At 71.3% G+C, this 24,079-nt stretch carries 25 protein-coding genes; 17 read left to right on the top strand and 8 right to left on the bottom strand.

Annotation, left to right across the window (positions count from 1 at the left end; all coding sequences use genetic code 11):
* Nucleotides 1-89 precede the first annotated feature (89 nt).
* Nucleotides 90-1,532 carry an argininosuccinate synthase gene (argG, locus tag BIU91_RS02240; protein WP_042540079.1) on the top strand — a complete coding sequence of 481 codons (1,443 nt, stop codon included), beginning with the start codon at nt 90-92 and terminating at the stop codon, nt 1,530-1,532.
* 91 nt (nt 1,533-1,623) lie between these two features.
* Here the strand turns inward: argG and BIU91_RS02235 are convergent, their stop codons facing one another.
* Nucleotides 1,624-2,337 carry an alpha/beta hydrolase gene (locus BIU91_RS02235; RefSeq protein ID WP_071404047.1) on the bottom strand — a complete coding sequence of 238 codons (714 nt, stop codon included), beginning with the start codon at nt 2,335-2,337 and terminating at the stop codon, nt 1,624-1,626.
* A gap of 222 nt (nt 2,338-2,559) precedes the next feature.
* Between BIU91_RS02235 and BIU91_RS18725 the strand changes: the two genes are divergently transcribed.
* Both BIU91_RS18725 and BIU91_RS02230 read left to right on the top strand, forming a co-directional pair.
* Nucleotides 2,560-2,727, top strand: coding sequence for a hypothetical protein (locus BIU91_RS18725; RefSeq protein ID WP_155896891.1), 168 nt, complete (start codon nt 2,560-2,562; stop codon nt 2,725-2,727).
* A gap of 41 nt (nt 2,728-2,768) precedes the next feature.
* Complete coding sequence (locus BIU91_RS02230) at nt 2,769-3,374, top strand: copper resistance CopC family protein (protein ID WP_071404046.1); 606 nt, start codon at nt 2,769-2,771, stop codon at nt 3,372-3,374.
* Between the two features lie 203 nt (nt 3,375-3,577).
* Here the strand turns inward: BIU91_RS02230 and BIU91_RS02225 are convergent, their stop codons facing one another.
* The gene (locus tag BIU91_RS02225) at nt 3,578-5,005 is read right to left on the bottom strand and encodes an MATE family efflux transporter (RefSeq protein WP_071404045.1); all 1,428 of its coding nucleotides are present in this window, start codon (nt 5,003-5,005) and stop codon (nt 3,578-3,580) included.
* 249 nt (nt 5,006-5,254) lie between these two features.
* Entirely contained in the window at nt 5,255-5,692 is a 438-nt protein-coding gene (locus tag BIU91_RS02220; RefSeq protein ID WP_071404044.1) for a MarR family transcriptional regulator, read from the bottom strand.
* A 454-nt stretch (nt 5,693-6,146) separates the two neighbouring features.
* Between BIU91_RS02220 and nadE the strand changes: the two genes are divergently transcribed.
* Together nadE and BIU91_RS02210 are read left to right on the top strand one after the other, a co-directional pair.
* On the top strand, nt 6,147-6,974 hold the full coding sequence (gene nadE / locus BIU91_RS02215; protein ID WP_071404079.1) for an ammonia-dependent NAD(+) synthetase: 828 nt from the start codon (nt 6,147-6,149) through the stop codon (nt 6,972-6,974).
* A 176-nt stretch (nt 6,975-7,150) separates the two neighbouring features.
* Nucleotides 7,151-8,608: an SPFH domain-containing protein gene (locus BIU91_RS02210; protein WP_071404043.1), complete on the top strand. Its 1,458-nt coding sequence runs from the start codon at nt 7,151-7,153 to the stop codon at nt 8,606-8,608.
* A gap of 34 nt (nt 8,609-8,642) precedes the next feature.
* On the opposite strand, the gene BIU91_RS02205 is transcribed toward BIU91_RS02210, so the two are convergent.
* Both BIU91_RS02205 and BIU91_RS02200 read right to left on the bottom strand, forming a co-directional pair.
* Entirely contained in the window at nt 8,643-9,032 is a 390-nt protein-coding gene (locus tag BIU91_RS02205; protein ID WP_071244081.1) for a hypothetical protein, read from the bottom strand.
* Between the two features lie 71 nt (nt 9,033-9,103).
* On the bottom strand, nt 9,104-10,054 hold the full coding sequence (locus tag BIU91_RS02200) for a phosphotransferase (RefSeq protein WP_071404042.1): 951 nt from the start codon (nt 10,052-10,054) through the stop codon (nt 9,104-9,106).
* Between the two features lie 247 nt (nt 10,055-10,301).
* On the opposite strand from BIU91_RS02200, the gene BIU91_RS02195 reads away from it, so the two are divergent.
* Both BIU91_RS02195 and BIU91_RS02190 read left to right on the top strand, forming a co-directional pair.
* A complete protein-coding gene (locus BIU91_RS02195; RefSeq protein WP_084740440.1) occupies nt 10,302-12,284 on the top strand; it encodes an MDR family MFS transporter in 1,983 nt (660 codons plus the stop codon).
* A gap of 77 nt (nt 12,285-12,361) precedes the next feature.
* Entirely contained in the window at nt 12,362-12,955 is a 594-nt protein-coding gene (locus BIU91_RS02190; protein ID WP_071404040.1) for a TetR family transcriptional regulator, read from the top strand.
* A 221-nt stretch (nt 12,956-13,176) separates the two neighbouring features.
* On the opposite strand, the gene BIU91_RS02185 is transcribed toward BIU91_RS02190, so the two are convergent.
* Both BIU91_RS02185 and BIU91_RS02180 read right to left on the bottom strand, forming a co-directional pair.
* Nucleotides 13,177-13,452, bottom strand: coding sequence for a GlsB/YeaQ/YmgE family stress response membrane protein (locus BIU91_RS02185; protein ID WP_027466577.1), 276 nt, complete (start codon nt 13,450-13,452; stop codon nt 13,177-13,179).
* Between the two features lie 103 nt (nt 13,453-13,555).
* Nucleotides 13,556-13,825 (bottom strand): glutaredoxin family protein, encoded by a 270-nt coding sequence (locus BIU91_RS02180; protein WP_017888006.1) that lies wholly within the window; start codon nt 13,823-13,825, stop codon nt 13,556-13,558.
* Between the two features lie 74 nt (nt 13,826-13,899).
* Here BIU91_RS02180 and BIU91_RS02175 point away from each other — a divergent pair, with 74 nt between their 5' ends.
* From BIU91_RS02175 to BIU91_RS02140, 8 genes are all read left to right on the top strand, one after another.
* Nucleotides 13,900-14,865 carry a PrsW family glutamic-type intramembrane protease gene (locus tag BIU91_RS02175; protein WP_071404039.1) on the top strand — a complete coding sequence of 322 codons (966 nt, stop codon included), beginning with the start codon at nt 13,900-13,902 and terminating at the stop codon, nt 14,863-14,865.
* A gap of 42 nt (nt 14,866-14,907) precedes the next feature.
* Nucleotides 14,908-16,614 carry an adenosylhomocysteinase gene (locus BIU91_RS02170; protein ID WP_071404038.1) on the top strand — a complete coding sequence of 569 codons (1,707 nt, stop codon included), beginning with the start codon at nt 14,908-14,910 and terminating at the stop codon, nt 16,612-16,614.
* A complete protein-coding gene (locus BIU91_RS02165; RefSeq protein WP_071404037.1) occupies nt 16,611-17,996 on the top strand; it encodes an amidohydrolase family protein in 1,386 nt (461 codons plus the stop codon). The genes BIU91_RS02170 and BIU91_RS02165 overlap by 4 nt, the downstream gene beginning before the upstream one ends.
* The gene (locus BIU91_RS02160; RefSeq protein WP_253183664.1) at nt 17,993-18,490 is read left to right on the top strand and encodes a cupin domain-containing protein; all 498 of its coding nucleotides are present in this window, start codon (nt 17,993-17,995) and stop codon (nt 18,488-18,490) included. The genes BIU91_RS02165 and BIU91_RS02160 overlap by 4 nt, the downstream gene beginning before the upstream one ends.
* Nucleotides 18,491-18,515: 25 nt before the next feature.
* Nucleotides 18,516-19,307 (top strand): DUF3800 domain-containing protein, encoded by a 792-nt coding sequence (locus BIU91_RS02155; RefSeq protein ID WP_071404035.1) that lies wholly within the window; start codon nt 18,516-18,518, stop codon nt 19,305-19,307.
* A 243-nt stretch (nt 19,308-19,550) separates the two neighbouring features.
* The gene (locus tag BIU91_RS02150) at nt 19,551-20,372 is read left to right on the top strand and encodes an ABC transporter substrate-binding protein (protein WP_071404034.1); all 822 of its coding nucleotides are present in this window, start codon (nt 19,551-19,553) and stop codon (nt 20,370-20,372) included.
* Nucleotides 20,373-20,376: 4 nt separating this feature from the next.
* Entirely contained in the window at nt 20,377-21,255 is an 879-nt protein-coding gene (locus BIU91_RS02145) for an amino acid ABC transporter permease (RefSeq protein ID WP_071404033.1), read from the top strand.
* The gene (locus tag BIU91_RS02140; protein ID WP_071404032.1) at nt 21,252-22,028 is read left to right on the top strand and encodes an amino acid ABC transporter ATP-binding protein; all 777 of its coding nucleotides are present in this window, start codon (nt 21,252-21,254) and stop codon (nt 22,026-22,028) included. The genes BIU91_RS02145 and BIU91_RS02140 overlap by 4 nt, the downstream gene beginning before the upstream one ends.
* On the opposite strand, the gene BIU91_RS02135 is transcribed toward BIU91_RS02140, so the two are convergent.
* The gene (locus BIU91_RS02135; RefSeq protein ID WP_071404031.1) at nt 22,025-22,990 is read right to left on the bottom strand and encodes an NAD(P)H-quinone oxidoreductase; all 966 of its coding nucleotides are present in this window, start codon (nt 22,988-22,990) and stop codon (nt 22,025-22,027) included. The genes BIU91_RS02140 and BIU91_RS02135 overlap by 4 nt on opposite strands.
* A 148-nt stretch (nt 22,991-23,138) precedes the next feature.
* Between BIU91_RS02135 and BIU91_RS02130 the strand changes: the two genes are divergently transcribed.
* Nucleotides 23,139-23,546, top strand: a complete 408-nt coding sequence (locus BIU91_RS02130; RefSeq protein WP_071404030.1) for a hypothetical protein — start codon at nt 23,139-23,141, stop codon at nt 23,544-23,546.
* Nucleotides 23,546-24,034 carry a hypothetical protein gene (locus tag BIU91_RS02125; protein WP_071404029.1) on the top strand — a complete coding sequence of 163 codons (489 nt, stop codon included), beginning with the start codon at nt 23,546-23,548 and terminating at the stop codon, nt 24,032-24,034. Before BIU91_RS02130 ends, BIU91_RS02125 begins: the two co-directional genes overlap by 1 nt.
* The last annotated feature ends 45 nt before the right edge of the window (nt 24,035-24,079 follow it).

Here is a 24,079-nt window from a genome sequence, read left to right as displayed (position 1 = left end):
GTGTGACGGCGGGTCAGGTGGCAGGTCAGTTCTCCACAACCGTCGCCCCGGACGGTAGTCGAGCCCGCTGGCCCCGTACGATTGACCCCGTGTCCAAGGTCCTGAGCAGTCTCCCCGTCGGCGAACGAGTCGGCATCGCGTTCTCAGGGGGTCTCGACACCTCCTGCGCCGTTGCCTGGATGCGCGAGAAGGGAGCGATCCCCTGCACGTACACGGCCGACATCGGCCAGTACGACGAGCCGGACATCGACGCCGTCCCGAGCCGCGCCCACGAGTACGGCGCGGAGATCGCCCGACTGGTCGACGCGAAGAGCGCCCTGGTCGAAGAAGGCCTGGTCGCCCTGCAGACCGGTGCGTTCCACATCCGCTCCGGCGGCAAGACGTACTTCAACACGACGCCGCTCGGCCGCGCGGTGACGGGCACGATGCTCGTCCGTGCGATGAAGGAAGACGGAGTCGACATCTGGGGCGACGGCTCCACCTACAAGGGCAACGACATCGAGCGGTTCTACCGCTACGGCCTGATGGCCAACCCGCGCCTGCGCGTCTACAAGCCGTGGCTCGACTCCGAGTTCGTCGAGGAGCTCGGCGGCCGCAAGGAGATGAGCGAGTGGCTCGTCGCCCGCGGGTTCCCGTACCGCGACTCCACCGAGAAGGCGTACTCGACCGACGCGAACATCTGGGGCGCGACGCACGAGGCGAAGAGCCTCGAAGAGCTGTCGAGCGGCCTGGACATCGTCGAGCCGATCATGGGTGTCGCCGCCTGGCGTGACGACGTCGAGGTCGCGACCGAGATCGTCAGCGTCCGGTTCGAGGCCGGTCGCCCCGTCGCGATCAACGGCGTCGAGTACACCGACGCGGTCGCCCTGGTCTACGAGGCGAACGCCATCGGTGGTCGCCACGGCCTGGGTGCGTCCGACCAGATCGAGAACCGCATCATCGAAGCCAAGAGCCGTGGCATCTACGAGGCTCCGGGCATGGCGCTGCTGCACATCGCCTACGAGCGCCTGCTCAACGCGATCCACAACGAGGACACGGTCGCCTCGTACCACAACGAGGGTCGCCGTCTCGGTCGCCTGATGTACGAGGGCCGCTGGCTCGACCCGCAGTCCCTCATGCTCCGCGAGTCGCTGCAGCGCTGGGTCGCCTCCGCCGTCACCGGCGAGGTCACGCTGCGCCTGCGTCGCGGCGACGACTACACGATCCTCGACACCACGGGCCCGGCGCTGTCGTACCACCCGGACAAGCTGTCGATGGAGCGCGTCGGCGACGCCGCCTTCGGCCCGGACGACCGCATCGGCCAGCTCACCATGCGCAACCTCGACATCGCGGACTCCCGTTCGCGGCTCGAGCAGTACGCCGCCGCCGGCCTCATCGGTGGCGCGACGGCCGAGCTCGTCGGTGAGCTCGAGGCGGGCGAGGCCGAGGAGATCCTCGGCGGCGCGATCGTCGCCTCAGACGCCGAGGACGCGATGGGTCGTCGCACGGACCTCGCGTCCGAGGGCGCTGCCTTCGACTCCGGCACCGACTGATCGAGCGGACCCGTGCCCTGGGCGCGACCCCCTGATGACGGGAGGCCCGGTGCCAGCTGGCACCGGGCCTCCCGTCCGTCGTCGCGACGTCTCAGGCCGCGGCGCTCCCGAGCAGCAGTTCGAGCTGTTCGACGACCAGGTCGGGCCGGGTGATGAAGGGATGGTGCCCGGTGGGGACGTCGACGCTCCGCGTCGCCCGTGCCGCGTGCGCTCGCTGGAGGCCGACGGTGGTGCTCCGGTCCTCGGTGCAGACCAGGTAGGTGGAGTCGACGCCCTGCCAGCCCGCGGCGGTCGTCGGCGTGACGAACGCGGCAGCGGACTGTGCGGTGACGCGGTCCCACGCAGCCCGCTGCACCTCGGAGACGGCGTCCTGCAGGAACCGAGCGCCGAACGACGAGGCGTCGTACCCGACCAGTGCCAGGGTTCCGTCCCCGGCATCACCGATCGCCACCGGGTCGGGCTCGTCCGACATGATCCCGGCCTGGGCCGATCCGACGTCGGGCAGGTAGGACGAAGCGTAGACAAGGTGCTCGACAGCATCGTGCTGGCCGGCCTCGGCGATGACCGTGCCGCCGTACGAGTGCCCGACGACGATCGCGCCGTCGCTGTGGTCGAGCGCGGCCCGGAGCACTGCCGCGTCCTCGGCGAGACCGCCTTCGGGGCGGCCGGACGGGCCCTCGCCGCAGGACGGCAGTGCCACCGATCGACTGCGGACACCGGCGCGTTCGAACAGCAGGTCGGCGGTGGGCTGCCACCACCAGTCGCCGTTGCGGACGAGCGCGCCGTGGACGAAGAGGATCTCCATGGGCCGACGCTACAGCGCACCCGCCGCGCCGGTCCGTCGCGTCCGTCAGCCGCGAAGCGCATCCGCCTCGACGGCGATCGGGCGCGACCGTATCGTTGCGGTACCGGGTCAGTCATCAGGGACTCGTCGTCACGATGCTCCTCACGATCTGTGAGGTCTGGCACAGCGGGTCGGCCCGGACGGATCCGAGATGCGCATCATCTCGACGAAGGGCTGGTCGCCATGACCGCCACCATCCAGAACGCCTGGCACCGCCACGGCCTCCGCTCGCCCGAAGACCTCGCCGCCCTCGTCGCCGAACGCCTCGAAGGAACCGGCCACCAGCTCGTCAGCGTCAGCGAAGCGCGTTACGAGCCCACCTACGCGGACTTCCTCGGCGAGCAGCTCTGACCCCCAGCGGGCTACCGCTCGACCGTCGGTAGAGTCTGCGCATGCGCACAGCCCGAACCACGGCGGCGGCACTGGCGATCGTCGCGGCGGGACTGCTGACGCTCGTCGGTGTCCAACCCGCGTCGGCCCACTCGGCCCTGACCAGCAGTACCCCGGCGGACGGGGCGGTCGTCACCGAACCGCTCGAGTCCGTCGACCTGACCTTCTCCGAGGCGCCGCTCGCCGGCCTCGACGCCGGACTCCGGATCCAGGTGACGGACGCCTCCGGTGCCGACGTCGCCAGGGGTGACGTGACGGTCTCCGGGACGACCATGCGCCGCGCGGTCGACCTCGACCAGGGCCGCTACACGGTGCTCTGGCGGTACGTGTCGCCGGACGGCCACCCGATCGAGGGCACGCTCGCGTTCGAGTACCGGGCCGCAGCGCCCGTGTCGACCCCGAGCACGAGTGCCACCCCGACCCCGACGGCGAGCACCGCTCCGACGTCGAGTGCCACCGCGACGGCCACCGGAGCCTCGGACGGTGCTCCGTCCTCGTCGCCGGGCATCGCGCCGGGCGTGTGGATCGGCCTCGGCACCGGGGCCGTCCTGGTGGCCGGCGCGGTCGTCGTGTTGCTGCTGCGGCGCGGTCGCGGCCGTAGCGCGTAGCGCGCGCAGCGCCAGCCCACTTCGTGAGCAGGAATGGTCGGGTCGCACGCGCGCACCCGACCATTCCTGCTCACGAAGCGCACACACGCACGCAGCGCACGCGGCGCACGGAACGTGACCACGCGACGGACGGGAGGCCCGGTGCCGGACCGGCACCGGGCCTCCCGTCCGCACGTCGTGCGTGACGCCGGGGGTGACGCGCCTCACGCCACGGGAGCGGCCTCCAGCGCGGCGTCGGCGCGTGCCGCGCTGCCCTCGGCCAGGCCTCGGGCGATGCGGCCCCGCGTCGCCAGCCAGAGGATGACGGCGGCGACGAACACGATGCCCTCGGTGACGGTGAGTGCCCAGATGATCCCGGCGAGACCGAACCACACGTTGCCGGCGATCACGATCGGGATGAACAGCACGCCCTGCGCCATCGACAGCACCATCGCGGGCATCACCATCCCGGTCGCCTGGAACAGCGAGGTGAGCAGCCCCGTGAACCCGTTGACGACGGCGGCGACGAGCTGTGCCGTCAGGATCGTCATGCCGATCGCGAGCACGGAGTGGTCACCGGAGAAGATCGTGAAGACCTGCTCGCGGAACACGAACACGGTGCCGGAGAAGACGAGCACGATGCCGCCGACGGTCAGGGCCGCGGCGCGCAGGCCGGAGCGGAGTCGATCGGCGTCGCCCGCTCCGAACGCGTAGGCGAGCAGCGGCAGCACGCCGATGGTCACGCCCATCACCAGGAACTCCGGCACCTGGGCGATGCGGACCGCGACGCCCATCGCTGCCAGCGGGTCGTCACCGTAGGCGGCGGCGAGGTTGTTGAGGACGAGTGTCGTGACGATGAGGAACGCGGACTGCAGCAGCTCGCCCACGCCGATGCCGAACACGGGCTTCAGGATGTCCGCCCGCAGGGTGAACCACTTCGGCGCGAAGCTGACGTTCTCGCTGTTCCGCTGCAGCCAGGTCACCCAGTAGGCGATCGACACCACGTTGGCCAGGCCCACCGCGAGTGCGGCGCCGCCGACACCCCAGTGCAGCCCCAGGATGAACAGGACGTCGAACACCAGGTTGCCGACCGTGGACAGGACCAGGCCGATCATCGCCTGCCGCGCGGCGCCCTCGGAGCGGACGATCTGCTCGAGCGCGAAGGACGCGGCGAGGACGGGGACGAACGCGAGCATCACGGCGACGTACTCGCTCGTGGCGGGTACGGCTGCTGCGTCGGCACCGAGGACGGCGACGAGCGGGCGGAGCAGCAGGAGCCCGACGACGCCGAGCACGGCGCCCGTCACGACGGCTCCCCACAGGGCGAACGAGGCGACGTGCTTGATGTCCCGCGCCTTATCGGGATCGTGTTCCGAGGCGCCGAGCAACCGGGACATCAACGCGCTGCCGCCGACGCCGAACACCCCGCCCACGGCCATCACGAGGCCGAGCAGGGGCGTGCCGAAGGTGATCGCGGCGAGCAGGGACGTGTCGTGCTGGGCGCCGATGAAGCCCGCGTTGATGACGTTGTACAGGGCGCTGACGACCATCGCGGCGGCCATCGGCACGCACAGGTGCACCAGGGCTCGGGCGATCGGGGCAGCGGAGAGGTACCAGCGGTTCGTCGCCGCGGCGGTGGTGGTGGAGGACATGACGGTTCCCTTCCGGGCATGACGGTGGGCGCGCCGACGGACGCCGGCACGGCAGGGGGGAGCGCGCGACCGGTGGGGGTCGCGGGATCGCAGGGTCGCGGGTCGGGAAGGCGCGGGATCGCGGGGTCGCGAAGGCGCGCCGGCGGATCCGGCCGGGAGGCGCGTGGTGCGTGGAACGGGTCGGTGCGGTGGCGCGGGTGGTGCGCTGGTGCGGGTGGCGCCGGTGGCGCGGGTGGTGCGGTGGTTCGGCTAGCGGGTCGGCGGCGCGAGTTCCGCGGTCACCTTCTGCAGCAGTCGCCGCAGGGTGACGCGTTCGTCCTCGTCGAGGGGTGCGAGCAGGGAGTCGTCGAGGGCGACCATCGCGTCGGTGAACCCGGCGATGAGGTCGATGCCCGCCTGGGTGGCGTGCACCGTCTTCGTCCGCCCGTTCGTGGCGTCCGGTCGTCGTTCGATCAGGCCACGCCGCTCGAGCCCCTGCAGGAGACTCGAGACGCTGGCCGCGCTGGTCCGGGTGACCTCGGCGATGTCCCGCTGGATGGCGCCGGGGTGTTCCTGCAGGTACCCGAGCACGAAGGACTGCTCGTGGGTGAGGTCGCGCTCACGGACCCACTCCTCGGCGCCCTTGCGCTGTGCCCATCCGATCCACCGCATGAGCTGGAGCGGTGTCGTGAAGTCCGGTGCCTGCATGATCAGGACTCTAACTGTTAGCCATCGAACTGTCAACGAAGGCAGTCCGAGTCGTGACCCCACAACGGGGGCGTCGAGCCCTGCTCGCATCCTGGTACCTTCCACAGCAAGCGGCCTCACCAGCCGCCCTCGGCCCGTTCGACGGGCCCCACATCCCCTGGCTCACCACCGGGGGCGGATCAGCGGCGGAGACCCCGTCGGGGGAGGAGGCACCGTGCCACACCACGGACCACCCACCGCGATCCCGGCGCGACGGGTTCGTCGCGCCTGACCAGGACGGGCGCCGGCGGGTACCGGCGTCCGCCTCACCGGGTCCGCGACGCGTTCGGGTCGTCGCGGATCCCCGGGGCGGTGGTGATCGGGTCACCGCCGCCCCGGGACCTCCCGGTCGATCCGATCGACGTCTTCGGGAACCCGCCGGTCCACGGAGCCGGATCGGCGTGATACTGGGGTGGTGCGTGAACTCCAAGCCGCCATCGCAGCGGACCTCAACGTCCAGCCGACCATCGACCCGGAGCAGGAGGTCGCCCGTCGTGTCGGGTTCCTGCGCGACTACCTGCTGACGACCGGGGCGAAGGGGTACCTCCTCGCCATCAGCGGCGGGCAGGACTCCACCCTGGCCGGCCGCCTGACCCAGCTCGCGGTCGAGTCGCTCCGCGCCGAGGGGCACCCCGCCGAGTTCACGACCGTTCGCATGCCCTACCGCGTGCAGGCCGACGAGGACGACGCCCAGCTCGCCCTGCAGTTCATCGCGGCCGACCCGGGCGTCACCGTGAACATCGAGCACGGGGTCGACGGGGTCATGCAGGACACCGCGGCCTCGGGCGTCGAGCTGAGCGACTTCGTCAAGGGCAACGTCAAGGCGCGCATGCGCATGGTCGCCCAGTACGCGATCGCCGGGCAGCGCGGCCTGCTGGTGGTCGGCACGGACCACGCGGCCGAGGCCGTCACGGGCTTCTTCACCAAGTACGGCGACGGCGGCGTCGACCTCACCCCGCTCACCGGGCTGTCGAAGAGCCAGGGGCGGCAGCTGCTCGAGCACCTCGGCGCACCCGCCCGCCTGTACGAGAAGGCGCCCACCGCCGACCTGCTCGACGAGCTGCCCGGGCAGACCGACGAGGCGAACCTCGGACTCACCTACGCCGAGATCGACGCCTACCTGCAGGGCCACGACGTGCCGGTCGAGGTCGCCGAGGCGATCGAGTCGCGCTACCGCGCGACGGAGCACAAGCGCCAGGTGCCGGCGACGCCCTTCGACGAGTGGTGGCGTGCGGGCGCGTAGGCGCAGACGCAACCCCGGCCGGGAGGCGCGGTGCAGGTGATCCTGCACCGCGCCTCCCGTCTGTTGTCCCCAACGCTCCCCAGCGCGCCCCGGCTGCCCGCGTGCGCTCCTAGGATGGGAGCCAACGGAACAACAGATGCGGAATCCAGGCTGGCGCCTGGTCCGGAGGGGGAGTCATGGAAGTCCTGTTCGCGCTCGGAGCCGTCCCGCTGATCATCGTGGGGATCATCGTCCTCGCCGTGATCGCGCTGATCTACGCCAAGGTCGTGTACCGCAACGCCGGTGCCGACGAAGCGCTCATCATCACCGGCAAGCGCTCCCGCAAGGTCAAGAACGCCGACGGCACCGAGACCGTCGAGTCCGGCATCAAGGTCGTGCTCGGCGCCGGCGTGCTCGTCCGCCCCTTCTTCGAGAAGGTCGCGAAGCTGTCGCTCAGCTCGCGTGCGATCGACATCAACGTCAACGCGCAGGACTCCCGCGGTGTCACCATCGACGTCGAGGCCGTCGCGCTCGTCAAGGTCGGCGAGACCGACGCCTCGATCCGGGCGGCCGCACAGCGGTTCCTCGGGCAGGAGAAGAAGATCGACGACTTCGCGCGCGAGGTCCTGTCCGGCTCGCTCCGCGCCTCGATCGGTGCGACCGACGTGTCGACCATCATCCGCAAGCGTGACCAGCTCACCGTCGCCGTGCTCGACGTCGCGAAGGACGCCCTGCACAGCCAGGGGCTCGACGTCGACTCGTTCGAGATCAAGGGCATCTCGGACCGCAACGAGTACATCAGTGACCTCGGTCGTGCCGAGCGTGCACGCGTGCGGCTCGAGGCCGAGAACGCCGAGGCCCAGGCAGACCGCGAAGCGCGAGAAGCCCGCGCCACCGCCGACCAGGCGATCGCCGAGGCCGAGAACACCCTGGCCATCCGCCGTGCCGCGCTGCAGCTCGACGCCGACCGTGCGTCCGCCGAAGCCGCTGCCGCCGGCCCGCTCGCCCAGGCGCGTGCGTCCCAGGGCGTCGTCGAGCAGGAGCAGATCACCGCGCAGAAGCGTGCCGAGCTGCGCCGTGCCGAGCTCGAGTCCGAGGTCTCCGCCGTCGCCGAGGCCCAGGCGCGCAAGACCCGCGTCGAGGCCGAAGCCGCCGCTGGGGCCCAGGTCGAGACCGCCCGCGCCCAGGCCGAGGCCCGCCGGATCTCCGCCGAGGCCGTCGCAGCCGAGGCGAAGGCCGAGGCCGACGCCCGGAAGCTCGCGGCCGACGCCTCACGCGCCGAGGGTGAAGCCGCCGCCGACGCGATCCGTGCGAAGGGCCAGGCCGAGGCCGATGCGACCAAGGCGCAGGCCGACGCGCTCGCACAGCACTCCGAGGCCGTCCTGCGGGTCAAGGCCATCGAGACACTGCCGAGCATCGCCCGCGAGCTCGCTGCTCCGATGAGCAACATCGACACGCTCACCGTGGTGTCCTCCGACGGCGCCGGTGCACTGTCGAAGAGCGTCGTCAGCCAGTTCAGCGAGGTCGATGCGCTGCTCGGTGCCACCGCCGGGTTCACCCTGAGCGACATCGTGAAGAGCACCACGACGGGTCAGGCCGCTGCCCGTGCCGTCGTGCGCGAGCAGTCGGTGCCACAGGTCGAACCGGCCGAGTAACCGAGCGGGTCCCTGCAGCGGGCGCGACGGGGGATCAGCCCTCGTCGTGCCCGTTCTCGTTCTGCGGGTCGCGCTGCTGCGCGCCGGCGTCCTCACGCTCGTCGGCGAGCCGCTGTTGCCAGACGACACTGCGGGCCGCACCCTCGAGCACGTCGTCGACGCTGCGACCGCTCTGGGCAGCGAGGGCACCGCTGAGTCCGGCGGTCAGGGTGCCGCCGGCCGCGGCGAGTCGCTCGACGACCTCTTCCTGCCGCGGGGTCAGGGGCTCGTCGACCAGTTCGTCGATCGTGTCGCGGATGTTCTGCTCGCTCGCGTCCAGTGCCGCCTCGTCGCCGGACTGCAGGGCTGCTGCTTCTCCGACGACGACGAGACCGAGGCGCGCGGCGTCGTCTTCGGGACGCGGGGTGCGGTGCTCATCAGTCATGCGGTGGACCGTACGCTCCGGTGCGCTGCGCTCCCTGGACAGACGCGTCCCCCGCTCCGGCGGGCGCGCTGTCAGGCGGCCCAGCGGCGGAGCAGCCACTCGGCGGCAGCGACGCCCTCGCGCCGCTGGAAGTCGCGGATCGTGGGCATGTTCGGCGGCGCCGGGGGCAGGGCGTGCTCGAAGAACAGCCCGGCGAGCCCGGCCAGCACGGCGTCGATCGTGGTGGCGGGCAGCCCGGCGAAGACCGGGTGCGTGGCGAGGTGGCGTTCGACGTCGGCGTCCTCACCGCGGACGAGCGTGTCGAGCAGGTAGGTCAGCGGGTCGAGCCAGTGCGCGCCCACGCTCGCCCAGGGCCAGTCGACCACCCAGACGAGCCCGGCGTCGTCGACGAGCAGGTTGTCCGCTCGGCAGTCGGCGTGCACGAGGTGTTCGCCGTCGACGAGTGCAGCTGCGCCCGATGCCGCGCGGGCGATGGCGGAGCCGGCGTCGAGGACGTGCGGCGGGACGACCTCGGCGACACGGACGGCGTCCGCGTCGTCGGCCAGCATCCGGTCCCAGGCGCCGAACTCACCGCGCAGGTCCTCGGCGATGCGGGGGAGCGTCACCAGCCCACCGGTCGCGGGCGGCAGCGTGTGGAGCGCGTCGAGCACGGCCGTCGTGTCCGAGCCGTCGAGGTGCCCGCCCGGGTGCTGGCCCGCGACGTCGTCGAGCACGAGCGCGACCCAGTCGTCGCCGTCGACCGTGGCGTGGAGCGCCTCGAGCAGCCGTGGCGCCTGCACGGTGGTCGGCAGCTGGGCCACGACCTCGGCCTCGCGGCGGTGCAGCTCGAGCGCTGGTTCGTTGCGCGAGCGCGACACGGTCTTCACGAACGCCCGTCGTCCCGCCGCGGTCGTCACCCGGTCGGCGCTGCCGGGAGACCACCCGCTCGCCTGGGACTGGGCGGTCACGACCGGACCGCCCAACACCCCCTCCACCTGCTGCCGCAGCGTCGTCGGTACATCGGTCCAGGTGGTTCGCCCCATGCGCTGACGGTACCTGAGAACCCGTACACAAACGTGCACGCTCGGCAACTTTGCGTTGGCAGCAAAGGTGCTGGCGGTGTAAAGTTGCAGAGTCTGCAAGGTTGACACCCGTTCGGGGTCCCGACCAGGCCGACGACCACCACGCCACATCCCCTGTGAGGAACTCCGCATGTCCACTGCCACCGCACCCGTCGAGGTGTCGCGCGGACGACAGGACTCCCCGGCGAGCACGCCGGGCAAGCCGATCATGTCGCACCGCCAGATCCTGCTCGTCATCTACGGCCTGATGGCGGGCATGTTCCTGTCGTCCCTCGACCAGACCATCGTCGGCACCGCGATCCGCACGATCGGTGACGACCTGCACGGCCTCGACCAGCAGGCCTGGGTCACGACGGCCTACCTGATCGCGTCGACCATCACCACGCCGATCTACGGCAAGCTCTCCGACGTCTTCGGCCGTCGCCCGCTCTACATCTTCGGCATCGCCGTCTTCATCCTCGGGTCGCTGCTCTCGACCCTGTCGACGTCGATGACCATGCTCGCCGCCTTCCGCGCGTTCCAGGGCATCGGTGCCGGTGCGCTGATGTCGCTGCCCCTCGCGATCATGGGCGACATCCTCGCGCCCCGTGAGCGCGCGAAGTACCAGGGCTACTTCCTCGCCGTGTTCGGCATCTCGTCCGTGATCGGCCCGCTGATCGGCGGCCTGTTCGCCGGTGCGAGCTCGATCGTCGGCATCACCGGGTGGCGCTGGGTCTTCCTGATCAACGTGCCGATCGGCGTCGCCGCGCTCCTCATGGTGATCGCCTTCCTGCACCTGCCGAAGTTCGGCGAGGCCAAGGCCAAGCCGCGCATCGACTGGTGGGGCGCGACCTCGGTCATCGTCACCCTCGCGCCGCTGCTCCTCGTCGCGGAGCAGGGCCGCACGTGGGGCTGGGGTTCGGCCAGCGCGATCGCCTGCTACGTCATCGGTGCGCTCGGCCTCGTCGCCTTCCTGGTGATCGAGACCCGCATGCAGGACGACGCGATCATCCCGCTCAAGCTCTTCCGCTCGAGCACGTTCTCGATGGCGACCATCCTGGGCTTCCTGGTCGGCTTCGCGATGTTCGGTGCGATGCTCACCATCCCGCTCTACCTGCAGATCGTCACCGGCCTGACGCCGACCGAGTCCGGCTTCGCGACGCTGCCGATGATCGGTGGCCTGATGATCGCCTCGATCGCCTCGGGGCAGATCGTGGCCCGCACCGGCCGGTACCGGATCTTCCCGGTCATCGGCACCGCCCTGGTGTCGCTCGGCTACGTCGTCCTGACGTTCATGACGATCGACAAGCCGCTCTGGTTCCTGATGATCGGCATGTTCCTGATCGGCCTCGGGCTCGGCCAGCTCATGCAGAGCATCACCCTGGCATCGCAGAACTCGGTGCAGCCGCGTGACATGGGTGTGGCGACCTCGTCCGCCACGTTCTTCCGCCAGATCGGTGGCACGCTCGGCACCGCCGTCCTGCTGTCAGTCCTGTTCTCGCTCATGCCGACGAACATCCTGCACGCCACGGCGGACGAGTCGAACCTGAAGCCCGCCCTCAGTGCGGCGCTCGACCCGGAGATCGCCAGCGCGAAGGCGAACCAGGGCGTCATGGACCAGATCTGGAACCCGATCGTCACCCCGCTCCAGCAGCAGGTGCAGTCCGGCCTCGACACCGCCACCGACCAGGTGACCCAGGCCACCGCCGGGGCTCCCGACGCCGTGCAGCAGCAGGCACTCACCGCCGCCGCCGACAAGGCGCACGCAAGCGTGCAGGACGGCCGGCTCGTCGTCGACTGGTCGGACTCGGCGCAGCGCACCTACTGGGTGGACCAGCTCGCACCGGAACTGTCGAAGCAGATCGACAAGGGCGCGAACGACTCGAGTGACTCGAACGCCGAGACGAGCGACACGTCGTACCTGAACGGTGCGGACGCTGCCCTGACCCGGCCGTTCATGTCCGGGTTCAACGCCTCGGCCGTGACCGTCTACTGGGTCGGCTTCGCGGTGATCCTGCTCGCGTTCGTCCTGAGCTTCTTCTTCAAGGCGCCGCCGCTCCGCAAGAGCTCGGCCCTGCAGGAGCAGGCGGACGACGCCGGCACCGCCGACGACCTCGAGGCGCAGGCCGTGCGGGCCGCGGACACGATGGGTTCGCCCACCGCCCCGGTCACCGGTTCGATCCCCGTCCAGGGCGGTCGGTCGCAGGTCTGAGCCACGCCGGGCCTCCCCGTCACACGACGCGGAGGCCCGGCGTCGCACGGACCCGAGAGCAGGACGGAGCGCAGCACGTGCACCAGCCCACCACCACCGAGGACCTCGTCGCGAGCGACTGCGGCCTGCGTGAACGCAAGAAGCAGCAGACCCGGTCCGCCATCCACCGGTCGGCACTCGCCCTGGTCACCGACCACGGGCTCGCCGGGGTGACGGTCGAGCAGATCTGCGCGGACGCCGGGGTCTCCCCGCGGACGTTCTTCAACTACTTCCCGTCGAAGGCCGAAGCAGCCCTCGGATTGCCGGCGACGACGGTCCCGGACACGGCGCGTGCAGCGTTCCTCGGTGCCACGGGTCCGCTCGTGGCCGACCTCTGCGACCTCGTCGCGCACACGGTCACCCTGCCGCAGGACCGCCGGCGCATGAAGGAGCTCGTCCGAGCCCGCCCCGAGATGGTCCCGGCGATGATGCAGTGGATGGCGCACGCACGGCAGACCGTGCTGGCGGTCGCCGCCGAGCGCGTCGACGAGGACACTGCGCGGACCGCGACCACCCTCGTGATGGCCGCCGTGATCGAGTCCGCCCACCGGTCGGCGGACGGTTCCCGCGACGAGCTCGCTGCGCGGCTGCGCGCGGTCGTCGCCGAGATGGGGCGGCTCGCCACCGCCTGACCAGCGTGACCATCGCGTCGCCCCCGGCGCGGGGCGACCACGGCCTGGAGGCGCGGTGCGGGTCGGACCCGCACCGCGCCTCCAGGCCGTGGCGGGCGACACGACCCGGTCGCAGTTCGCAGCGCGCAGTCCGCCCGCACACGCAAAATCACCCCGAACCGCGCAGGAACGCGGTTCGGGGTGACTGTGGTCGTTCGCCGGTCAGACCGGCAGCGTCGTGCCTAGCGGCGCGAGCCGCGGCCCGCGACGCGGGTGTAGATGAACAGCACGATGATCGCGCCGATGATCGAACCGATGATGCCGGCCGGCTGGAAGAAGCCGTCCATCGGGTCGTGCTGGAAGATCAGGAACCCGAGGAACCCGCCGACGAACGATCCGACGATGCCCAGGACGATCGTCATGAGGATGCCGATGTTCTGCTTGCCGGGGATGATGAGCCGGGCGAGAGCGCCGGCGATGAGTCCGATGATGATCAAGCTGATGATGAGACCGAGCACGGTGTCCTCCTCGTGGGTGCGGTTGCCGCGGCATGGTTGCCGGAGTCAGGGCCGACATCCGACGAAACTCCGTGCTTCCTGGGAGGACTGTCGGGTTCGCCGATCAGACGACCCCGGAGGCCTCGAGCTCTGCTCGCAGCTCGGCGTCCGACGGCTCGACGAAGTGCTTGCCGTTGGGCAGCACCACGACGGGGATGTTCTTCCGGCCACTGATCGCCTCGGCACGGTCGGCCGCGGACAGGTCCTGCTCCACGTCGACGTACTCGTAGTCCACGCCGAGGGTGTCGAGCAGCGCCTTGGACCGACGGCAGTCGCGGCACCAGTCGGCACCGAACATGGTCACGCGGTCGGGGGCAGTCGTCGCATCGCTCATGTGCAGAGAGTACGTCGGAGCGCCCCCGGGCATTCCCGTGACACCCCTCGCCCTGCCCGGAGCACGATGTGCCCATGAGCCTGCCCTGGGACGCGCCCGTCGCACACCCCCACCACCGCCACGGCTGGTGGTGGAAGACCCTGCTCGTCGGATTCGTGCTGTGGGTCGTCACGATCATCGTCACGGTGTCGACGCAGAACACGAACCTCGTGCCGACGATCATCCTGCTCGGCAGCTTCCTCGTGCCGTTCACCGTCGTGCTGTTCGTGATCGAACGGGTCACCGGCACGGTCAGCACCATGCAGCTCGTCACGGCGTTCTTCGTGGGCGGGATCCTCGGGGTGCTCGGGGCCTCACTGCTCGAGGCCGACCTGGAGCAGGGAGCGGGGCTGTACCTGGTCGTCGGCTTCGTCGAGGAGTTCGTGAAGGGCGTCCTGCTCGTCGTCGTGGGGTGGCGCGTCCGCCCGAAGACGGCGAGGCAGGGTGCGCTGCTCGGCGCGACGATCGGGGCCGGGTTCGCCGCGTTCGAGTCCGCCGGCTACGCCTTCAACGCGGCGATCACGGCCCGGGGGATCGACCTGGCGTCGCTCCTGCAGACCGAGGTGGTCCGCGCGGTGCTGGCGCCGGTCGGGCACGTGCTGTGGACCGCGATCCTCGGTGCGGTGCTGTTCGGCGCCGCCACCGGACGCGCTCGCTTCCGCTGGTCGTGGCCGCCGATCGTGGCGTACGTGGTCGTTTCGGTGCTGCACGGATTGTGGGACGCGAACGGCACGATCGCCACGCTGATCGCGTTCGTCGTGTCCGGTGTCCCGTTCTCGGCCGCGCAGTACGGCATGGTGCCGGCGGCGGTCGGCGGGATCGTGACGACCGTCTACGTGATCGGGCTCGCGATCGTGAGCCTCATCGGCGTCGCCGTGCTGGTCGGGGTGCTCCGGCACCACCGCGGACGCACGGAGGCGCTGTCGGCACCCGTCGGGCGGGACGCGACGCAGGCACCCGCCGGGTGGGACGGGACGCCCGGACCCGATCGCCTGCGCTGACCCGCGCCGGAGCGCTGCTGCCGCTCGCCCTACGATTGGCACATGCCGCCAGCACCCGACCCCGCGACGCTGGCCTGGGCCTCGGCGGCCGTCCGGCGCTTCGCCGCCGCGACCAACCTGCTCGTCGCCGCCCGACGGTTCCGCATCGTCGGCGGTGACCCCCGTGACGCCGCGGCACTGCGGCACCTGCTGACCGCACTCGGCGCGCACGAGGCCGATCAGTCGGACCAGCAGCACCCGTCCGACCTCGTCGACCAGCTCTGGTGCCTCGGCACACCCGAGGAATCGACCGCCGCGGTCGAGCAGGCCGCCGACCGCCCACGCGGCGCCACCCTGGTCGTCATCGACGCCGGCCGGTACCTGCCCGCGGTCGACGAGGACGCCTTCGGTCCCGTCACACCCGCCCGCCCCGGCGTCCTCGCCGTCCCGGTGCTCTCCGACGACGTCTTCCTGGTGTCCACTGGCCGCGACCCCGAGGACGACCCCGCAGCGGACGCCCGCCTGCGCTGGGCGCGACGTTCCATGCCGGTCGCCCGGTCGGTCGCCGCGGAGCTCCGCGACGGTGGACTCCTGCGCGGCACCCGCATCGGCGTCGCGATGTTCCTCGAGCCCAAGACGGCGGTACTGAGCCTGCTCCTCCGTGACGCCGGCGCCGAGGTCGTCGTCTACGCCCACGCCGACGAGACCGACGACGCCGTCGCCGACGCACTGCGGTCCGCCGGCCTGACGGTGTTCGCGAGCAGCACGGCGACGCTCCCCGAGCAGAAGCAGCTGGCCCTCGCGATGCTCGACACCGCGCCGCACATCCTGCTCGACGACGGCTCGCACGTCATCCGGCTCGCCCACCAGGAACGCCCCGACCTGCTGCCGACGATGCTCGGCGCCGCCGAGGAGACCACGAGCGGCCTGCGGCCCCTGCGTGTGCTGGCAGCGCGCGGCGAGCTCGGCATCCCGGTGATCGCGGTGAACGACGCCCGCACCAAGACGTTCTTCGACAACCGGTACGGCACCGGGCAGTCGACGGTGTTCGCGGTGCTCGACCTGGTCGACGGGCTCGCGTCCGGCACGCACCGGGTGATCCCGGGAGGCGCGGCGGCGGTCGCCGGGTTCGGGCACGTCGGCGAGGGGGTCGCCCTGGTGCTCACCGCCCTCGGGTTCCGGGTGACGGTCGCCGAGACCGACCCGGTCCGCGCCCTGCAGGCGCGCTTCGCCGGGTACGCCGTGGCCCCGCTCGTCGAGGCGGTGCGTGACGCCGACCTCGTGATGAGCGCCACCGGGGTGTCGCACACCATCGACCTCGAGGTGCTCCGTGCCTGCGCGGACGGTGCGGTCCTCGCCGTCGCCGGTGGGGTCGACCAGGAGATCGCCGTCGACGACGCCCTCGCCGCCGGGGCCGAGCGACGGAACGTGGGGCCGAAGGCTGAGCGGTTCGTGTTCCCCGGAGTCGACGGTGGGCCGATCGTGCTCGACGACGGTGGCTGCATCAACATCACCGCGGCCGAGGGCAACCCGGTCGAGATCATGGACCTGTCGTTCGCCGTGCAGCTCGGCGCCGTCCGGATGCTCCTGGAGCGCGGCGACGAGCTGGAGCGTGCCGTCGTGCCGATCGACCCCGCGGTCGACGACGTGACCGCCCGCACGGCGCTCGCCGCCTTCGGGAGCCGACCCCTGCCTCCCGGCCTCCCCGCCGAGCACCCGGCGGACCGCGAGCCGGACGTCCGGACGCACCGTTTCGGAGACCCGGCGTGAGCGCCCGACAGCACCCGGTCACGGTGCACTCGGCGCGCGTCGTCGTCCCGATGACCGCGCCACCGATCGCTGACGGCGCGGTCGCCGTGCAGGACGGCCGGATCCTGCACGTCGGCGACCGGTCGTGGGTCATCGACCAGCTCACCGGTTCCGGCGCGACCTTCACCGAGCGGCAGTGGCGTGGCGCGCTCCTGCCGGGGCTCGTGAACGCGCACTCGCACCTCCAGTACACCGGCATGGCCAGTGTCGGCCAACGGCAGTACAGCGGATTCGAGGACTGGGCCGCAGCGTTCAACGTCGACTACGCCGAACCGCACGACTGGCGGGCCGAAGCCGCGGACGGCGCACGGGCGTCGATCCTGGCCGGCGTCACGAGCATCGCGGACATCGTCACCGACATCGAGGCCTCGACCGCCCTGCAGGACGCCGGCCTCGGCGGCATCGCGTACTGGGAGGTGATGGACTGGGAGAACGACGCCTGGCAGTCGCACGGTCGCGACCAGGTGCTCGACGAACTCGACCGGATCCCCACGACGCCCGGAGCCGGCCTGTCCCCGCACGCGCCGTACTCGCTCGAGGTCGCCCCGCTGCTCGAGCTCCCCGACATCGTGCGGCAGCGCGGTCTGCGACTGCACCTGCACCTCGGTGAAGCGGCGTTCGAGGGGGAGCGCACCGCCCTCGGTCCGGTCCCCGGGCTCGACGGGGTCGACGGCGTCGGCCACGGGAACGACTGGCACCTGGCGAACGTGCCGTCGTTCCGGGCGCTTCGGGCCCTGGGTTTCGGTGCCAGCGCGACCGCGTTCGTCGACCGCCTCGGCGTGCTCGGGCCGGACTGCCACATCGCACACGGGGTGTACATGACCGCCGCCGACCGGGCGCTCCTGCGTGCGCGTGGCACCGCGGTGGCACTGTGCCCCCGCTCCAACGCCGTCATCGGCCTCGACCCGCCGCCCGTCGCCGACTACCTGCGCGAGGGCAGCCCGATCGCGATCGGCACCGACTCCCTGTCGTCGTCGCCGTCCCTCGACCTGATGGCCGACGTCACCGCGCTCCACCGCATCGCTCGTGCCCAGGGCTACGGGCACCGTGACCTGCACGAGCGGCTGCTCGCGGCGGCGACCCTCGGTGGTGCGCACGCGATGGGCCTCGCCGTCGGGCCGGACCGCATCGGGCACCTCGCCGTCGGGGCGCGCGCCGACCTGGCGGTCTTCGACGTCGATGCCCGGACCGTGCCGGACGCGCTCGCCGAGCTCGTCGAGGACGGCGCCGGGCGGGCGGCCGCCACCGTGATCCGTGGGGTCGTCCGCGCCGCGGCGGGCGTCGTCACCGAACCGGCTTCCCCGCACATGGACGTCCCCACACCGCACCAGGAGGAACGATGACCGAGTCCGCACCCCACCCCGGAATGGCCGCGCGCCGAACCGTCACCGGTGAGCTGATCGAGTGGCTCGACGTGCCGAAGCGCGCGATCGCCCTCGGCATGGAACCGCACCCCGAGGGCGGCTGGTACGTCCGCACCTGGACCTCGCCGGCGACGGTCACCACCCCCGCAGGGGACCGTCCGGCCGCCACCCTGATCCACTTCCTGCTGCCCCCGGGCGAGGCCTCCGCCTGGCACCGGGTCACGAGCGACGAGATCTGGATGTGGCACGGGCCGGACACCGTCGACCTGCAGCTCGGCGGCGACGGTGACGTCCCCGAGCCCGGCGCGACGATCACGCTCGGCCCGGACGCCGGGCGCGACCGCGTGAACGACGCGCAGGCGTTCGTGCGCGGCGGGGTGTGGCAGCGGACGATCCCGGGCGACGGCGAGGTGCTGCTGAGCTGCCTGGTGTCGCCGGGCTTCTCGTTCGACGACTTCACGATGGCCGACTGACGTACCACATTGGTATGTTGGCTGAATGGAGTCCGGTCGCGTCCCTGCCCTCGCTCGCGCGGCGCTCGACGCGCCGTTCGAGTTCGCGTACGTGGACGAGACCGGAGACAAGGGTGACCCGGCTGCGTCTCCGGGCGCGACTCGTACCTACACACTGGGGTGCGTGCTCGTCCCGGGCGGTGACTGGACCGATCGGCTCGACTGGCTGACGGGGGTCCGTCGTGAGATCCGTGACACCTACGGCATCCTCCTGCGCCATGAGCTCAAGGCGAACGTGCTGCTGCGTGGGCGAGGAGACCTGCGTGACCTCGGGCTCGGAGACGGCCAGCGGCGTGACGTGTTCCGGAGGTCGCTCGGTGCGTTGACCGTCGTGGCATCGGGGGTCTTCGCGGTGGTGATCGACAAGGAAGCCCGGCCGATGGACTACCGGCCCGAGGACCGAGCGTGGACCTACCTGCTCCAGCGTCTGCGGATCCGGTCCGAGCAATCCGGCAAGCCGATCATCCTGGTGCACGACGCGGGCGACGACGCGACGGTCCGCGCGATCCACCGGCGCTTCCGTCGGCACAGCTTCGCGCCGGGCGGTTCTCGCGTCAGTGCGCCGCTGCTCGTCGAGGATCCGGTCCCTCGTGACTCGGGGTCGTCGTACTTCGTCCAGGCGGCCGACCTGGTCGCGTACGCAGGGTTCCGGCGGTTCCAGGCGCCCGGCACGAAGACCGGCAGCGTCTGCGACGAGACGATGTGGGACGAGCTGCGACCCGTCTGGCGCACCGAGGTGACGAACGCACGGCGCGACGCCGTCGTCGTCTGGCCGTGACGGCGTTCGGGGGTGTCCAGGAAACAGAAAGGGGGCGCCCCGTGCTGGGACGCCCCTTGATCTCAGACCTCAGCCGAGCATGCGCCCGGTTCAGCCTGCGTCGCCAGATTACCAGCCCGGTCCGGACCCGTCGACTGGTGTGTGACACGAGAGGAGGTCACCGGGGACGCCCGGAGTCGCGTTGGTATCCCACCGCGAAGTACACTTCGACCTGCCCCCACCCCCTCGCACGAAGGCCCGACCGTGACCCGTCCCCTCCGCTTCACCCTCGCCGTCGCCACCGCCGCGGTCGCCGCCCTCGCCCTGTCGGCCTGCTCCGCCGGGGGCAGCAGCAACGCCGACGGCACCGTGACCGACGGCAAGCTCACGATCGCCACCGGTGACCCGGCGTACTCGCCCTGGGTCGAGGACAACAAGCCGCAGTCCGGCAAGGGCTTCGAGTCCGCCGTGGCCTACGCGGTCGCGAAGGAGATGGGCTACAGCAAGTCCGACGTCGTGTGGAAGCGCAGCACCTTCGACAGCGCCATTGCCCCGGGCCCGAAGGACTGGGACCTCAACGTCCAGCAGTTCTCGATCGACGCGAAGCGCAAGAAGGCCGTCGACATGTCGAGCGCCTACTACACGACGACCCAGGCGGTCGTGACGACCTCCGGGTCGAAGGCCGCCGGCGACACCACGATCGCTGCCCTCAATCAGGACGCGATCGGCGTCGCGACCGGTTCGACGAGCATCGCGAGCGTCAAGGACGTCCTCGGTGTCACGCCGCAGGTGTTCAACTCCAACGACGACGCCGTGCTCGCGCTCAAGTCCGGGCAGATCGACGCGATCGTCACCGACCTGCCGACGGCGTTCTACATGGCCTCGGCCCAGGTCGACGACGGCACCGTGTCCGCGCAGTTCCCCGACGACGGCAAGGGCGACCAGTTCGGCTTCGTCCTGCCGAAGGACTCGGCGCTGACGAGCAAGGTCGACAAGGCCCTGAAGACCCTCGACGACGACGGCACCCTGCAGGACCTGCAGACCAAGTGGCTGTCGTCGGAGACCGGCACGCCGGTCCTGAAGTAACCGGATGACCCTGCCAGCAGGGGCCGGCACCCCGGTCGCCGCACCCGCGCCGAGCCAGGTCGAGCTCGAGCGTCGGCTCTACCGCCGCCAGCGTGGCCGTCGCTCGGTCGTGGTGTCGGTCGTCTCCACCCTGGTCGTGCTCGCCGTCGTGTACTTCGGCGTCGTGAACACCCCCGGCTGGGCAGCGGTGCAGCAGTCGTTCTTCGACCCGCAGACCGCGGTCGACACGTTCCCCGACATCCTGCTGGGCCTCTGGCTGAACGTCCGGATCCTGTTCTTCAGCGCCATCGGCGTCGCCGTGTTCGGCACGCTGCTCGCGGTCGTCCGCGGCCTGCGCAACCCGGTGTTCTTCCCGCTGCGGATGCTCGCGACCGGCTACACGGACCTGTTCCGCGGCCTGCCGCTCATCATCGTGCTCTACCTGGTCGGCTACGGCATCCCCGGGCTCGGGGTGTTCCCGCGGCTCCCCGCCGAGGTCTGGGGCACGATCGCGATCACCCTGACCTACTCGTCCTACATCGCCGAGGTGCTCCGGGCCGGCATGGAGGCCGTACACCCCTCCCAGCGCCTGGCCGCCCGGTCGCTCGGGCTCTCGCACGCCAAGACCCTGCGGCTCGTGGTGCTGCCGCAGGCGATCCGCAAGGTCACCCCGGCGCTCATGAACGACTTCGTGTCGATGCAGAAGGACGTCGGTCTGGTGTCGATCCTCGGGGCCGTCGACGCGGTCCGCTCCGCCCAGATCGCGCAGGCCGAGACCTACAACTTCACGCCGTACTTCGTCGCCGGGCTGCTGTTCGTGGTGATCAGCCTGCCGCTGATCCGCGTCACGGACGCGATCGCGCGTCGCCAGCAGCGGCGCGAGCAGATCGGAGGGACCGTATGAGCGAGGCCGGCCTGGAGGCCCGTGGTGCGTCCGGTACGGACGCCGCGGTCCTCGAACTGCGCGGGTTGCGCAAGGCCTTCGGCGAGCACGAGGTCCTGCGCGGGATCGACCTGACGGTCCACCGCCACCAGGTCATCTGCGTCATCGGGGCCTCGGGCTCCGGCAAGTCGACGCTGCTCAAGACGGTCAACCTGCTCGAGGGCATCGACGACGGCGAGATCCTGCTGCAGGGCACGGACATCGCCGACCCGCGCGTCGCCGTCGACGCCGTTCGAGCGCGCATCGGCGTGGTGTTCCAGCAGTTCAACCTGTTCCCGCACATGAGCGTGCTCGACAACGTCACGCTCGCCTCCCGCCAGGTGCACGGCATCGGACGGGCCCAGGCCGAGGACACCGCGCGCCGGCTGCTCGACCGGATCGGTCTCGCTTCCTTCGCCGATGCCTACCCCGATCGCCTGTCCGGCGGGCAGCAGCAGCGCGTCGCCATCGTCCGGGCGATCGCGTCGGACCCGGAACTCCTGCTGCTCGACGAGGTCACGAGTGCCCTCGACCCGCAGCTCGTCGGCGAGGTGCTCGACCTGGTCACCGAGCTGAAGCGGCAGGGTTCGACGATCCTGATGACGACGCACGAGATGCACTTCGCGCGGAACGTCGCCGACCGGATCGTGTTCCTGCACCGCGGCGAGGTCGTCGAGCAGGGATCCCCCGCCGACGTCCTCGACCACCCGCAGCACCCGGCGCTCGTCGAGTTCCTCGCCCGCGTGCACGCCTAGGGCGTCAGCAGCACCTTGCCGATCACCTCGCCGTCGCGCACGCGGCGGTGGGCCTCCTCGACCTCGGCCAGGGGCAGCACCGAGTCGATGACCGGGCGCACCCGGCCGTCGGCGACCAGCGGCCAGACGTTGTAGCGGACCGCCTCGACGATCGCGGCCTTCTCGGCGAGCGGCCGTGCGCGCAGGGTCGTGCCGCTGATCGTCGCGCGCGTCCGCATCAGCACCCCGAAGTCGAGCTCGGCAGTGCGGCCGCTGCCCGAGGCGATGACCGCGATGTGCCCGTTCGGGGCGAGGGCCTGCAGGTTCCGCTCCAGGTAGGACGGTCCGACGACGTCGAGCACCACGTCGACGCCGACACCGTCGGTGAACGCCATGACGCGTTCCACGAAGTCCTCCGTGCGGTGGTCGACCACCAGGTCGGCGCCGAGCTCACGGGACGCGGCGACCTTGCGGTCGCCGCCGCTCGTCGCGATCACCGTCGCACCGAGGGCCTTCGCCCACAGCACCGCGTGCGACCCCATGCCGCCCGTACCCCCGTGCACCAGGAGCGTCTGCCCGGGGCGGAGCCCGGCGAGCATGCCGATGTTGGAATAGACGGTGCAGGCGGCCTCGGGCAGGCCGGCCGCCTCGACCAGGTCGACGCCCTCGGGGACCGGCAGCACATGGGCGACCGGCGCGACCACGAGTGCCGCGTACCCGCCGCCGGAGAGCAGCGCGCACACCCGGTCGCCCACCGCCACGGTCGTGACGCCCGCACCGACGGCCCGCACCGTGCCGGAGACCTCGAGCCCGAGGATCTCCGAGGCCCCGGGCGGCGGCGGGTAGTTCCCCGCGCGCTGCTGCAGGTCGGCGTTGTTGACGCCGGCCGCGGCGACCTCGATCAGGACCTCGTCCGTGCCGGGTTCCGGGTCGGGCAGGTCGGTGACGGACATGGAAGCGTCGTCGAACGTGATGGCTCGCATGCCCTCGACGCTACGCGCCACGTGCCTCCGGCCGGGTGCCGGTCGCCCACAACCCGGCCGGTCTCCCTGTGGATGTTCCCTGTACGCTCGATGACGGATCTGCACCTCATCCGGGGGAGTGCGGACAGATCGAGGGGGACTCTCCACCATGCCCAAGAAGCTCATCGCGCTGGCCACCGCCGGCCTCGCACTCACGCTGCTCGCCGGTTGCTCGACCGGGCCGTCCAAGGCCGAGCAGTGCACGCAGTTCGAGAAGACCGTCAAGTCCGCCGCCCAGGGCGTCCAGTCCGAGGCCGCGAACCTGCAGTCCGACCCGGACGCCGCCGTCACGAAGCTCAAGGAGCTCGACGAGAAGATCTCCGACGGCGTCGACGACCTGTCGGACGACGACCTGAAGGCCAAGGGCGACGCCTTCGAAGAGGCGTACGGCGACCTGGTCGACGACATCGAGGACATCGCCGACGACCCGCAGTCGGCCGACGTCTCGGCCCTGACGAAGTCCAGCACCAAGGTGCAGGACGCCGGCAACGCGTTCCAGAAGGAGTGCAACTCCTGATGCGCCGTACCCTCACCGCGCTCGCCACCGCCGGCCTCGCGCTCACGCTGCTCGCCGGCTGCTCGGGCGGCGACGGCGGTTCGTCCGACGGCAGCTCCTCCGGGGGCGACTCGGGCTCGTCGAGCGCACCGTCGGCCTCGAAGACCGCCGCAGCGGCACCCGCCCAGACCAAGCAGGAAGCCTGCTCGCTGCTCGAGAACGAACTCGCGTCGTTCCTCAAGGAGCAGGGTTCCAGCTCTGCCCCGGCCGAGCCGAAGGCCCGTGCGGCGCTCGTCGACGAGTTCGTCCAGCGCATCGACTCGGCGCTGACGAAGGTCTCGAACGATCAGGTGCACGACACGTTCGAGGACTTCTCCGGCGCGGCCAAGGGCTACAGCTCGGCCATCCGCTCCGGCGCGGCCGAGGACTCCACCGAGGTCACGAAGGCCCAGTCCGAGGTGCAGACCACGCTCGACCAGGTCTCGGCGGTCTGCCCCGCCAAGAGCTGAGCGGGCGCACGCCCGGCCACGCACGACGACGCCCCGCCGCTCCTG

Origin of the sequence: Curtobacterium sp. MMLR14_002, from assembly GCF_001864975.1 — a bacterium.
GTDB lineage: Bacteria > Actinomycetota > Actinomycetes > Actinomycetales > Microbacteriaceae > Curtobacterium > Curtobacterium flaccumfaciens.
This window is presented reverse-complemented; position numbering and strand designations above follow the sequence as displayed.